Genomic DNA, 13,909 nt, shown 5'->3' with positions numbered 1-13,909 from the left:
CATTACTGTTAGTATTGTGGTTAGGGTTGTTGTGATTTCAACCAAGCAATTTCTTCAGGCCAAATATCAGGATTAATAGTTTCTAAAATCAGCGGAATACCATCAAAACGTTTATCTTGCATAATATAACTAAAAGGCACTTTACCTATATTACCTTCACCTAAACTATGGTGGCGGTCTACACGACTGGCTAATTCACTTTTTGCATCATTAAGGTGCATCGCTTTTAGATATTGAAAGCCGACAACCTTTTCAAATTCAGCGAATGTTTTTTCGCAATCTTCAATCGTTCTTAGATCATAACCAGCGGCGAAAGTGTGGCAAGTATCAATACAAACGCCTACACGAGATTTATCTTCTACGCCATCAATAATGGCGGCTAGATGTTCAAAGCGATAGCCTAAATTTGTTCCTTGCCCAGCAGTATTTTCAATCACAGCAGTGACATTTTTAGTTTTTTCTAAAGTGATGTTAATTGATTGGGCAATTTTTTGTAGACACTTATCAACATCAATCTTATTTAAATGACTTCCTGGATGAAAATTCAGTAATTCGATACCCAGTTGTTCACAACGTTGCATTTCATCTAGAAATGCGTCTCTCGATTTTTCGAGAGCATCTTCTTCAGGATGGCCTAAGTTAATGAGATAACTGTCATGAGGTAAAATTTGAGAAGGGGTATAATTATAAAGCTCGCAGTTCTTTTTAAATTTATCAATGACTTCTGTGGATAATGGCGCGGCTTTCCACTGACGCTGATTCTTAGTAAAAAGGGCAAATGCAGTAGCTTTTATTTCATGTGCGCGTAATACCGCCTGATCGACGCCACCAGCAGCACTGACATGTGCGCCAACAAATTTCATTATTTCTCTCCTTAGATTTATTTTACACCATGATAACAAATATACCGCGTATAACATCATATTGAGATAATAAAAGCAAAAAAGCGCAACTAAAAATAGTTGCGCAATCTAAAAATACTTCTCAAGGCGAAATTTAAAAGGGGATTATTTTTAATCGATATTCCGACTAAGACATCAGCACAGTTTGAATAAAGATATTAATCATCGCCCCACCTAGGGTTAACCAGAAAAATAATAATAATGCTAACAATAACGGTTTGACGCCAGCTTGTCGGATAGCACTAATATGCGTTGTTAAACCTAGTGCCACCATGGCCATTGCTAATAGAATAGTATCGATAGTCACAATGTAACTAACAATAGGCGCTGGAATTAAATTCAAAGAGTTAAATCCCGCCATTAAAATAAAGAATACGGCAAACCAAGGAATAGTAATTGGGTTTTTCTCAGTAGCTTGTGCGCCATTGTTTGCCTTACTTTTCTTCTTACTTAAATAAGTTGAAAGAATAATTAAGAATGGTGCTAGCATCATTACACGGATCATTTTACTAATAACCGCTGCATTTTCAGCATCAGGGCTAATAGAGTGTCCTACTGCGACAACTTGAGCCACTTCGTGAATTGTTGAACCAGAGAAAATACCAAAGGTTTCTTCTGTAAATGGTAGCCAGCCTGCAAATGCATTTAAGTGATAGAACCAAGGATAAAGAAAAATACCAATCGTGCCGAAAATCACAACAGTAGAAACAGCAACAGCGACTTGGCTTGCTTGTGCTTTAACTACAGGCTCTGTTGCCATAACAGCTGCAGCACCACAGATACTGCTACCTGCGCCAATTAAAATCACCGTTTGTTCATCTAGGCCGAAATATTTTCGACCAATCCACATTGCAATAAGAAAAGTCGATGCCAGCATAATCGCATCTATAATTAAACCTGTTGCGCCTACATCTGCAATTTGCTGAAATGTCAGCCTAAAACCGTATAGAATAATACCTGCTCGTAATAAATAGTGTTTAGCGAATTTTACACCTTCATCACTATAAGGCTTTGCAACAGGATAAAAAGTATTACCCACAATAATACCGAATAAGATTGCCAGTGTTAATGCGCCTAAACCCATGCTAGAAAACCAAGGGATATCACCAATATAAATAGCAAGCGCAGTTAATACGCCAGTTAGTAATAAACCAGGAAGCCAGCGATAAACTGGAGTAACACATTTTTTCGCCAATGTAATAGTTTGACTTTGCTCTGACATAGAAAAACCTTGTTTATATGAATTTTGCATAAGCATATAACAAGCAATCTTATTTATTAAACTCATTATTTTTATAATAATAACCAGTAATATTAATATAGGTGTATTTTCTTAAATGTACTTGGTATGTTACTGGTTTGTGGATAGTATGTTATTACAATGACGGCTCAAGGGTGGAATGGATATGCGAATTACGTTGCGGCAGCTGGAAGTCTTTACTGAAGTTCTCAAGAGTGGTTCTACAACGCAAGCATCACAACAGCTTGCTTTATCTCAATCTGCTGTCAGTGCATCTTTAACTGATCTCGAAAGCCAACTAGGTGTACAGCTTTTTGATAGAGTGGGAAAACGGCTCGTTACAAATGAACATGGGAGATTACTTTACCCCAGAGCATTATCTTTGCTTGAACGAGCAACGGAAGTGGAGCAGTTATTCCAAGCGGGAAATGGTGCTTTACGCATCGCTGCAAGTACAACGATAGGTAATTATATTTTACCTCAAATGTTGGGGAATTATCATCATAATTATCCTGATATTCCACTAGAAATGAGCATTGGAAATACAGAGGAAGTCGTTAAATTAGTGAGCGAATTCCGTGTTGATCTAGGATTAATTGAAGGCGCTTGCCAAAGTTCTGAATTGATTAGCCAGAAATGGCTTTTAGATGAAATGGTTATTTTTTGCTCGCCTGAACATCCGTTAGCTAAAATCCCAAATGTGACTTTAACTGATTTACAGTCAGCGCCTTGGATTTTACGAGAAAATGGTTCGGGAACTCGAGATGTACTTAACCATCTTCTATTTGCTTCTTTACCGGGTTATCGCATTGAAATGGAATTAGGTAACTCAGAAGCAATTAAACACGCTGTGATGTATGAAATGGGGATCAGCTGTTTATCTCGTCGAGTTATTGAAGAGCAGATTAATAACGGCTCATTAAAAGAGATAAAAGTAGAAGGGCTGACCTTACAACGAACTTTATATCTTGTATATCATCGTCAAAAACATGTCTCTGATGCACTGAAAAAACTGCTGACGTACTGTAATGCTGAACACTTAATCGGCAATTTTTCATAAATTGCTAATAATTGACGCCCGATCATGAAGGTATCTTATAATCCTAGATCCTTGCTATTCACGAACGACAGATTTGCTACAATCCTCGTTAGAAAAGTGAATATAAAAGTGGAATGTTATGTCAGAACAACAAAATAGTACTGCTGGTTCGGGCGCAGTACGCACTTTGCGCAGAGAGTTAAAAGCGCGACATTTAGCGATGATCGCTATTGGTGGTTCGATTGGTACAGGGCTTTTTGTTGCATCAGGTGCAACTGTTGCTCAAGCTGGGCCGGGTGGAGCATTACTCTCTTATGCTTTAATTGGATTAATGGTCTATTTTCTAATGACAAGCCTTGGAGAACTAGCCGCCTTTATGCCAGTTTCCGGCTCATTCTCAACATACGGTTCGAAGTATGTAGAAGAAGGCTTTGGTTTCGCATTAGGCTGGAACTATTGGTATAACTGGGCAGTTACTATTGCTGTTGACCTTGTTGCTGCACAATTAGTGATGCTTTATTGGTTCCCTGATGTTGATGGTTGGATCTGGAGTGCTTTATTTCTAGGCGTTATTTTCTTACTCAACTATATCTCGGTAAAAGGCTTTGGTGAGGCAGAATATTGGTTCTCATTAATCAAAGTTTCCACAGTAATTATTTTTATTATTGTGGGTATTGCGATGATCACTGGCATTATGAAAGGTGCCGAAAACGCAGGTTGGCATAATTGGGAAATTGGCGACGCACCTTTTGCGGGGGGATTTGCCGCAATGATTGGTGTTGCCATGATTGTTGGTTTCTCATTTCAAGGTACAGAATTAATTGGTATTGCAGCGGGTGAATCTAAAGATCCGGCTAAAAATATTCCAAAAGCTGTGCGTAAAGTATTCTGGCGTATCTTATTATTTTATATCTTTGCAATTTTAATTATTAGCTTAATTATCCCTTACACTGATCCTAGCTTACTACGTAATGAGGTTGGTGATATTAGTGTTAGTCCATTTACGCTAGTCTTTAAAAATGCGGGATTATTGTCCGCGGCTGCCATCATGAATGCGGTTATCTTAACAGCGGTACTTTCTGCTGGTAACTCAGGTATGTATGCATCAACGCGCATGTTGTTTACATTAGCAAGAGAAGGCAAAGCACCAAAATGTTTTGGTAAATTATCTAAAAACGGTGTGCCACGCAATGCACTTTATGCGACAACCGTTGTGGCTGGTCTATGCTTTTTAAGCTCAATGTACGGAAACCAAACTGTCTATTTGTGGTTATTAAATACTTCGGGTATGACTGGTTTTATTGCATGGTTAGGTATTGCGATTAGTCACTATCGATTCCGTAAAGGTTATGTTGCGCAAGGTCGTGATTTAAATGACTTACCTTATCGTTCCGGTTTCTTCCCAATTGGTCCTATTTTTGCCTTTATATTGTGTTTAATTATTACATTAGGCCAAAATTACCAAGCTTTCTTAGAAGACACGATTGATTGGTATGGTGTAATTGCAACTTATATTGGTATCCCATTATTTTTATTGATTTGGTTTACTTATAAGATCGTGAAGAAAACCCGCTTTATTCGTTATAATGAAATGGAATTTCCAACACATATTTCGAATAAAAAATAATCTATAAATCAAGTTATTAAAACGCCTGTTTTGTGATGATTATCACTATAAAACGGGCGTTTTTTTATTTTTTAACCCGTCAGTTATAAAAAAGACACAAAAAAATCTAATTATATTATCAATCGCATTGATAATAGTTATTATTTGCTTTATTGTTAGCGTGTAATTTATTTGCTGAAAATAAAATAATGACGCTATTGGTTGTAATTTATATGATTAATGTAATGGCTCTAATAAGAATTAGTTTTTCTAGTGCTCAATACCACCAACCAATAACTTATCGAAATATAATCAGTTATACAGTGAATATCTTTCACTGTGTAATTATTGTACGACTCACCTCTTTGATGAATAAAATGTCTCAAATTAATAATTGGTTTTTTATACATAAAATACAGTTGATGAGTTGTACGGTGTGTTTTTGCCTATTGAACGTGTTGGCAGGAGCAGAAAAGCGTAGAAAAAAAATTAGGTACAACAATTGATATGAGCATTATATCAGAGAGACTTACTACACAAGAGCATGAAAAAAACGCATCAGATAATGTAAAAACCCATTATCGAAAAATGATGAATAAACGCATGCTATGGTTGGGAATTATCGCTTTAATTATTTGTGGCTCAGTGGTGTTAGATTTTACCATGGGGCCTTCAGGCTTATCATTTGATAAATTATTAACAACCCTTTTTCAACCTGAGCTTGTTGATGCAGGTTCGCGAGTGATTGTATGGGATATCCGTTTACCTTATGCCTTAATGGCAGTTGTGGTAGGGATGTCGCTAGGACTCGCGGGGGCAGAAATGCAAACTATTCTAAATAACCCGTTAGCAAGCCCATTCACACTCGGTTTATCAAATGCAGCTTCATTTGGTGCTGCATTAGCAATAGTTTTAGGTATTGGTATTCCGGGTATTCCTGACCAATGGTTTATTTCGGCGAATGCATTTCTCTTTGCACTATTATCCGCTTTATTATTAGACGGGATAACCCGTTGGACTCGTGTTCCTACATCTGGAGTGGTGCTTTTTGGTATTGCTATGGTGTTTACCTTTAATGCATTAGTCTCAATGATGCAATTTATTGCAACAGAAGATACGCTCCAAGGTCTGGTTTTCTGGACTATGGGAAGTTTAACGCGTGCAACATGGGTAAAACTCGGTGTTATGGCGAGTGCTTTTGCTGTCATTATGGTGATTTCATGGGTGAGCTCATGGAAATTAACTGCATTACGATTAGGTGAAGATAGAGCGATTAGCTTTGGTATTGATGTAAAGCGTTTAAGATTAGGCTCATTACTGCGTATCAGTATTTTAACAGCGCTCGCAGTTGCTTTTGTTGGGCCAATTGCTTTTATTGGTTTAGTTGCCCCCCATATTGCTCGCATGATGTTTGGTGAAGATCATCGGTTCTATCTGCCAGGAAGCGCATTAATTGGTGCTTTAGTTTTATCATTGGCGTCTATTGCTTCTAAAAATTTAATACCTGGTGTAATTATTCCTGTGGGTATTGTGACATCGCTGGTGGGAGTGCCATTTTTCCTCAGTATGATTTTACGTCATAAGGGGAATATCTAATGATGGAAGGATTAAAGATCCAAGGCTTTAATGCCGGATATGCTAAACATCTTATTATTAAGGCGCTGGATGTTGAGACATTACCAAAAGGAAAGGTCACTGTATTGTTGGGGCCAAATGGTAGTGGAAAATCAACATTATTAAGAGCGCTGGCTGGATTAAATAAATCATCGGGTGTTGTCAGTTTAGATGGCAACGATCTTGCGTCGATGAATTTTGCACAACGAGCTCAAAATGTAGTCTATTTGCCACAAACATTACCTGCTGGTGTTCATTTACATGTATTAGAATCCATAATTGTGGCGCAACGTGCTTCAGGTGGATTACATAATGAACATAGTGAAGCTCAAGTGATGCACTTATTGCGTCAATTAGGTATTGAGCATTTAGCACTACGTTATTTAGATGAATTATCGGGTGGTCAAAAACAATTAGTTGGGCTTGCTCAATCATTAATTAGACAACCCTCTTTATTATTATTGGATGAGCCATTAAGCGCGCTAGATCTTAATTACCAATATCATGTAATGGATTTAGTCGCTAAAGAAACACATCGCAGAAATATTATTACTGTCGTAGTTGTTCACGATATTAATATCGCCTTACGACATGGCGAACATATATTAATGTTGAAACAAGGACAGTTAATTGCACAAGGTGCGCCAGATAAGGTTATTACGGCACAAAGCCTTGCTGATGTTTATGGTGTTCAAGGTAGATTGGAATATTGTTCACAAGGAATACCTCAAATTATTATTGATGGTTTAGTGGATAAAATATAGAGAAGTAAAAAAGAAAGAGAGAAGAAGTAAATATAGGGATGCAGTAAATAGGGATATAAAAATAATATTAAAATAAACAAGGGTAATTAAATTTATTACCCTAATTTTTGAGCAACTGTCGATATATCCATCTATATAAAACTTAAAGAATATATTCTTGGAGAATCGGGAATGGTCGTGTTAAATAAAAATAAAATTGCGCTTGGCGTTGTTGCTGCTATTGCATCAAGTTTTGTTATGACTGCAACAGCAGAAAATGTAGAAAAATTGATTGTTACAACTGCTTCTGGTTTTAAACAAACTGTTGAAGATGCTCCTGCATCGGTTTCTGTTGTCACTCGTGAACAATTAGAAACTAAATCTTACCGTGATGTTACAGATGCACTAAAAGATGTACCAGGTGTATTAGTCACAGGTGGTGGAAGTAGTTCTGATATTAGTATTCGTGGTATGGATGCAAAATATACCATGATCTTGGTTGATGGTAAGCGTGTTGCATCGCGTGAAACGCGCCCTAATAGTGATAATGCTGGTATCGAACAAGGTTGGTTACCGCCGTTGCCTGCTATTGAACGTATTGAAGTTGTACGTGGCCCAATGTCTTCTTTATATGGTTCAGATGCAATGGGTGGGGTTATTAATATTATTACCCGTAAAGCGCAAAAAGAGTGGAACTTTAGTGTACGTGCAGACAGCACTATCACAGAGCGTAAAGACTCCGGTAATACTAATCAAGGTAGTTTTTATGCTGGTGGTCCATTAATTGATAATGTGCTGGGCTTAAAAATTCAAGGGCAATATTCACATCGTAGTGAAGATAAAATCGTGAATGGTTATAACCGCCAGATCACTGCAACAGGGGGCGGTACTTTAAGTTGGACGCCTGATGAGCAAAACACGATTGATTTTGAGTTTAAAAAAGATAAGCAACATCGTGATTCTCGTGTTTGGTATTCTAAATCAGGATTACCTAGCCGAGGAAGAACCCCTGAAAGTAGCTTTACTGATTATGAACTAACACACTATGCACTGACTCATGATGGTATTTATGATTTTGGAACCATGAATACTTATGTTCAGCGTGATGAAAACCGTAATCTATCCCGCAAAATGGATTATGACGACACAACTGTGCGTAATCAGACTGTTTTAATGTTCGGAGATCATACTTTAAGTGTCGGTGCTCAATATCGTTACGAAGAGTTAAAAGATGAAGGCAATAAACTTAAAGCTAGTAATAAATTAGACCGTTATAGCTGGGCACTATTTGCTGAAGATGAATGGGCTATGACCAATGATTTTGCTTTAACAGGCGGCCTGCGTATGGACAAAGATGAAAACTTTGGTACGCATTGGACACCTCGAGTTTATGGTGTATGGCATCTTACTGATGAGTGGACATTAAAAGGTGGGGTATCTACCGGTTATCGTTCACCAGATTTACGCCAAGCAACGGCTTCATGGGGCCAAGGCACTGGTGGCGGTAATTATGATGCTGTTATTTATGGTAACCCAAGCTTAAAACCTGAAAAATCAGTCACTGAAGAGATCTCGATTATCTGGGATAACCGTGAAAATCTGACGGCGAGTTTAGGTCTTTTCAATACCGATTTTAAAGATAAGATTATGGAAGTTCGCCGTTGTGATAGCCGTACCAATAAAGACGGTTCTAAAATGGCGCCGGGGATCCGTGACTGTAATTTAAGTGATGGTGTGAGTAATGGTGGTGATGCATATGACTTTGTGAGTGATAGAACTAACGTTGATAAAGCCAATATGCGTGGTATTGAAGCGACCTTTAATTGGACAATATCACCAGAGTGGAATTTAGCCGCTAACTATACCTTTACGGATACTGAGCAAAAAAGTGGTGATTTCAAAGGTAAGCCATTAAATAAACAGCCACGTCATATGGCGAATGCAACCTTAAATTGGGAAACCACTCCAGAGATGGAAACATGGGCGCGTATTAACTTCCGTGGTAAAACCTCTGATTACTTATCACGTACATCGATGTCACATGGTACACCTTCGTATGCATTTGTTGATATTGGAACCAGCTACAGCTTAACCAAACAACTCAATGTGATTGGTGGTGTTTATAATGTGTTAGATCGTCGCATTGACCAAGAGCATTTTAATACCACATTAGAAGGTCGTCGTTACAATATCGGTTTGAACTACAACTTCTAATTTATTTCCCTCAGTTTGTGTCATTAAGACTCCACATGTGGAGTCTTTTTTTATCTCTAACTTTCTATCATTTGCTCAGAATTAATACTGGAAAGTTTAAGTATTGAGGTTTATATTTAGCTCAATAATTCATCTTATTCATCGCTTTATTCAGACAATTAGATTGTTATTTCTACTTATTACCAGCCATTTTTTTCTTAATTTATTCTCTTATTTTTAATTTATATAAAGCAGGCTGTTAAAAAATAGACACTTTTTATTAAAAGTCTATTTTTAGAGTACAAAAGAAGTATGAGTTAACAAAATATTAGCATTAATCTTATTAATGTATTTTAAATGTTTTATTTTGATGGTTTGTTGACAATATTAATTTTAATATGATATTTAATTCTTATTTATCAATAAATTACATTTAGTTTTCTTTTTGTGAAGTAATGAAATTTGAAATGTTTAAAACATAAGAATTGTGATAAAAGCACAATTCTTGTTAATAAAATGTAGCGTTACATGTTGACTTAGTTTGAGAATTGAAAAGATCGTAAAAAAAGGGGGTTTTTTGATGAAAATGTATTGCTATTTAAGTCTGAGACGTGCAAAATGCGCCCACTAAAAATATGACTGATGCGTTTAAAGTGCATCGGTTTTTTTTTGCGTTTTTACTTATTACTACACCAAGAGGTCAGATTCATTTGAGTCTGAATAGATAACATAATTTGATTAGCAGCCAGCCCCTTAGAGAAAGGGTTGTCATGATAGAGGAATGCTAATATGGTACAATTATTCTCTTTCGCAGTCGGGCCTAACGGCACTGCGGGCAACGATGACTACGGAGCACGGCGTCTCCTAAACACATACACATCCTTAAAAACTTCATTCTATTCTGTTTATAGGCAGATGCGAAGTCTTCCCAGTAACTGTCGGTTGAGTTTATCTAATACTCACACCGAAGTTATGGGAGGGTTCGCTAATGTCAGATAACGTTATCTCCTCTATCGGCACTAACCAAACTGGTGCTAACAATCGAGTTCAATTACGTAAAACCTTGACTCTAATGCAAGTAGTCATGATGGGGCTTGCTTTTTTACAGCCTATGACTATTTTCGATACATTTGGTATCGTTTCTGGCATTACGAATGGTCACGTAGCAACTTCGTATGCGATTGCATTGATTGCCATTTTATTTACAGCGGTAAGTTATGGAAAATTAGTTAAGCGTTTTCCTTCAGCAGGCTCTGCGTATACTTATGCTCAAAAATCCATGAGTCCTTATGTTGGGTTTATGGTAGGTTGGTCATCTTTACTCGACTATTTATTTATGCCAATGATCAATATTTTATTGGCGAAAATCTATTTACAAGCAATATTCCCGGGCGTTGAACCGTGGATCTTTGTATTTGGCTTAGTTGCTTTAATGACGTTCTTTAACCTGCGTGGTATTAACGTTGTTGCTAACTTAAATACAGCAATTGTTATTGTACAAGTTGCAGTAATGGTTGTGTTTGTTGGATTACTTATTCACGGTGTTTATAACGGAGAAGGTGTAGGGGAGTTATGGACCTTTAGACCGTTTGCATCTGTGGATGCTGAATTGATACCTATGATAACCGGAGCGACAATACTCTGTTTCTCATTCTTAGGATTCGATGGTATCAGTACATTGTCAGAAGAGACACCAAATGCAGGTAAAGTTATCCCTAAAGCGATTTTCTTAACTGCGCTAATTGGTGGGATCATCTTTATTGCTGTTTCTTACTTTTTACAATTGTATTTCCCAGATATTTCACGATTCAAAAATCCAGAAGAGTCACAACCAGAAATAATGCTGTATGTTGCTGGTGCTTTATTCCAGTCTATTATTTTAGTGTTCTCATGTGTGACTGTATTAGCATCAGGTATGGCGGCTCACGCAGGTGTTGCTCGTTTACTTTATGTTATGGGTCGCGATGGAGTATTCCCAGAGAAAACATTTGGTTATGTACACCCTAAATGGCGTACACCGGCATTTAACGTGCTATTAGTCGGTTTCTTAGCCTTAGGTGCAGTGTTCTTTGATTTAGTGACAGCAACGGCATTAATTAACTTTGGTGCGTTAGTGGCGTTTACTTTCGTGAATCTGTCTGTTATCTCACAGTTCTATATTCGTGAGCGCCGTAATAAAGGATTAATGGATCACATTAATTACCTGATATTACCTCTCATTGGTGCTGCGACAATGGGTGTCTTGTGGATAAACCTTGAACCAGGCTCTATGGAATTAGGCCTTATTTGGGGCGCAATTGGTATACTTTATATGGTGTGGCTCACTCGCCGTTTCCGTCGACCAATGCCACAAATGCCAGAAAAGTAAAGCTATAAAAATAGTTATAAAAATTAGTGTAGAAATGGCTTCAGTAATGAAGCCATTTTTTTTGTATGTTAAATGGTCAGTATTAAATTAACAGTATCAATAAGAATTGAATAACAAAAGATAAATATAGCATTTTATATATCGAATAAATATTTCAATAATAAATAAATTTCTTAATTTAATTTTTAATTAAATAAATAATTATAATTTAATTGTAATTCATTTTAATTTTTATAATTCATTAATATTAATGAATTTATTAAGTGATTTTTGTTGTTATATAAAGCTGATTTTTTAACATAGGTTGCTTTTTTTAATCTTTATATTAATAAAATTGCATTATTTTATTTGTTATTCAATTTTTAATATTTACTTTACATTTTTTAATATCAATAATATTAAAGATTAGATATATCCTAAATAAATACAATTAAAATCACAGCCCCTGTTTATTACATAATATGAAAAAAATTATACTTTTTTTAAAGTTATGGGTGTTTTTTACACTATTTAATATTCCCATATCTTCAGCCGACGCTTCTGAAAAAGCGACGGAAATATTTAATCAACAACAACAGCATAATCAAAGCCAACAAGAAGCGCTTTATCAGCAATTAACACCAGAAATACCTAATATCTATTTTGATATTAGCCAATATGAAGAAAAAGAGAATAGAACAAAAGAAAAGCGCTGTTTTACAATCGAACACATTGAGATAACTAATGCAGAGGTTATTCCTCATTGGGTTAACTTGGCTCTTTTTAAGTCTGAATTTATCGGGCAATGTTTGGGGATAAACGGAATAAATACCGTCGTCACTCGTATGCAAAATCGCCTATTAACGCATGGGTGGATCACCACGCGTATTGTTGTACCTGAACAAGATATTAGTCGTGGAACATTATATTTAACAATAGTCCCAGGTATTATTCGTAATGTTCAGTTTACTGATGACTCAGATAAATACGCCTTACTATATACCAGTATGCCTGCGCATAAAAAACAATTACTCGATTTGCGAGATATTGAACAAGGGTTAGAAAACCTACAGCGCTTACCCGTTGTTAGTGCTGAAATGGAAATTAAGCCAGGCGAAAATGCGGGTGAAAGCGATATAGTGATAAAACGAAAACAATCACGTTTCTGGCATACTTCATTGTGGTTCAATGATGCAGGATCACCAGCAACAGGACGCTATCAAGGTGGTGTGATGTTATCACTCGATAATCCACTCTCTCTTAGTGATCTATTTTATGTTTCTACTGAACGTGACTTAGATTTTGCTGGTAATAAAAATAATCAGAACGTAATGGTGCACTATTCCGTACCTTTTGGTTACTGGTTATTTGATATCAATGCGTTGCGTTATGATTACTCACAAACCGTTGCAGGGCATTTAAAAGATATTCTCTATTCGGGTGAAAGTGAAAATGTGAATATGGGATTATCTTATACACTTTTTCGTAATCAAAGCAGTAAAACCGCATTGCGCTATGGTGTTCAAGCTAAAGTATTACGTAACTATGTTGATAATACTGAAATTGAAATACAGCGTCGAAGAGTAAGCTCCTGGTTAATTAATTTATCGCATCGCCAATATTTCTCTTTTGCGACTTTTGAAGGTAGCGTGAATTATCAACGAGGAACGCGTTGGTTTGGTTCTGTTCCTGCTTATGAAGAAGCCTACCTAGATAATTATTATGCAACAGATAAAGCGGATATTTTGACATGGCGAGCGGATTTAGAAATTCCTATATTAATAGGACAACAAGCATTTCGTTATCAAGGGCACTATCGCCGACAAGTGACCCATGATCTATTAACCGCAATAGATAAACTGGCTATTGGTAACCGCTGGACAATTCGTGGTTTTGATGGTGAACGAACTTTAAGTGCCAATGAAGGTTGGTATGTGCAAAATACGTTAAGTTGGCAATATCCTTCTACAGCGCATTTTGCTTATTTAGGTATTGATTACGGTAAATTAACTGATAATACGGACAATCCTCGTTTATTAGGTAAACATCTTGCTGGTGGCGTTATAGGAATAAAAGGCTCACTATTCTCATCAAAAATAAAATATGACACTTTTATTGGTACGCCATTATCAAAACCTGATGGTTTTAAAACGGATCACGTTAATTTAGGATTTAGCATTCACTTTAATTACTAAAATATAGCATTAACTAAAATATTAAATAAA

9 protein-coding genes are annotated in these 13,909 nt (G+C 36.5%); 7 read left to right on the top strand and 2 right to left on the bottom strand.

What is annotated here, in order from left to right:
- Positions 1-20: 20 nt before the first annotated feature.
- Both nfo and QSH13_RS01845 read right to left on the bottom strand, forming a co-directional pair.
- Positions 21-863, bottom strand: coding sequence for a deoxyribonuclease IV (gene nfo / locus QSH13_RS01850; protein ID WP_109397927.1), 843 nt, complete (start codon positions 861-863; stop codon positions 21-23).
- A 166-nt stretch (positions 864-1,029) separates the two neighbouring features.
- Positions 1,030-2,124: a YeiH family protein gene (locus QSH13_RS01845; RefSeq protein WP_162556405.1), complete on the bottom strand. Its 1,095-nt coding sequence runs from the start codon at positions 2,122-2,124 to the stop codon at positions 1,030-1,032.
- Between the two features lie 184 nt (positions 2,125-2,308).
- On the opposite strand from QSH13_RS01845, the gene yieE reads away from it, so the two are divergent.
- From yieE to QSH13_RS01810, 7 genes are all read left to right on the top strand, one after another.
- Positions 2,309-3,202, top strand: a complete 894-nt coding sequence (yieE, locus tag QSH13_RS01840) for a DNA-binding transcriptional regulator YeiE (RefSeq protein ID WP_196544845.1) — start codon at positions 2,309-2,311, stop codon at positions 3,200-3,202.
- A 118-nt stretch (positions 3,203-3,320) separates the two neighbouring features.
- The gene (locus QSH13_RS01835) at positions 3,321-4,808 is read left to right on the top strand and encodes an amino acid permease (protein WP_109397925.1); all 1,488 of its coding nucleotides are present in this window, start codon (positions 3,321-3,323) and stop codon (positions 4,806-4,808) included.
- 486 nt (positions 4,809-5,294) lie between these two features.
- A complete protein-coding gene (locus QSH13_RS01830) occupies positions 5,295-6,383 on the top strand; it encodes a FecCD family ABC transporter permease (protein WP_109406414.1) in 1,089 nt (362 codons plus the stop codon).
- The gene (locus QSH13_RS01825; protein ID WP_109397923.1) at positions 6,383-7,165 is read left to right on the top strand and encodes an ABC transporter ATP-binding protein; all 783 of its coding nucleotides are present in this window, start codon (positions 6,383-6,385) and stop codon (positions 7,163-7,165) included. The genes QSH13_RS01830 and QSH13_RS01825 overlap by 1 nt, the downstream gene beginning before the upstream one ends.
- A gap of 171 nt (positions 7,166-7,336) precedes the next feature.
- A complete protein-coding gene (locus QSH13_RS01820) occupies positions 7,337-9,358 on the top strand; it encodes a ligand-gated channel protein (protein WP_286038729.1) in 2,022 nt (673 codons plus the stop codon).
- A 967-nt stretch (positions 9,359-10,325) separates the two neighbouring features.
- A complete protein-coding gene (locus QSH13_RS01815; RefSeq protein WP_109397921.1) occupies positions 10,326-11,705 on the top strand; it encodes an APC family permease in 1,380 nt (459 codons plus the stop codon).
- Positions 11,706-12,199: 494 nt separating this feature from the next.
- A complete protein-coding gene (locus tag QSH13_RS01810) occupies positions 12,200-13,879 on the top strand; it encodes a ShlB/FhaC/HecB family hemolysin secretion/activation protein (protein WP_286038728.1) in 1,680 nt (559 codons plus the stop codon).
- Positions 13,880-13,909: the final 30 nt, after the last annotated feature.

This window comes from Proteus faecis (assembly GCF_030286765.1).
GTDB classification, from domain to species: domain Bacteria; phylum Pseudomonadota; class Gammaproteobacteria; order Enterobacterales; family Enterobacteriaceae; genus Proteus; species Proteus faecis.
Note: the sequence above shows the minus strand (reverse complement) of the source record. Positions and strands in the feature narration are given on the sequence as shown.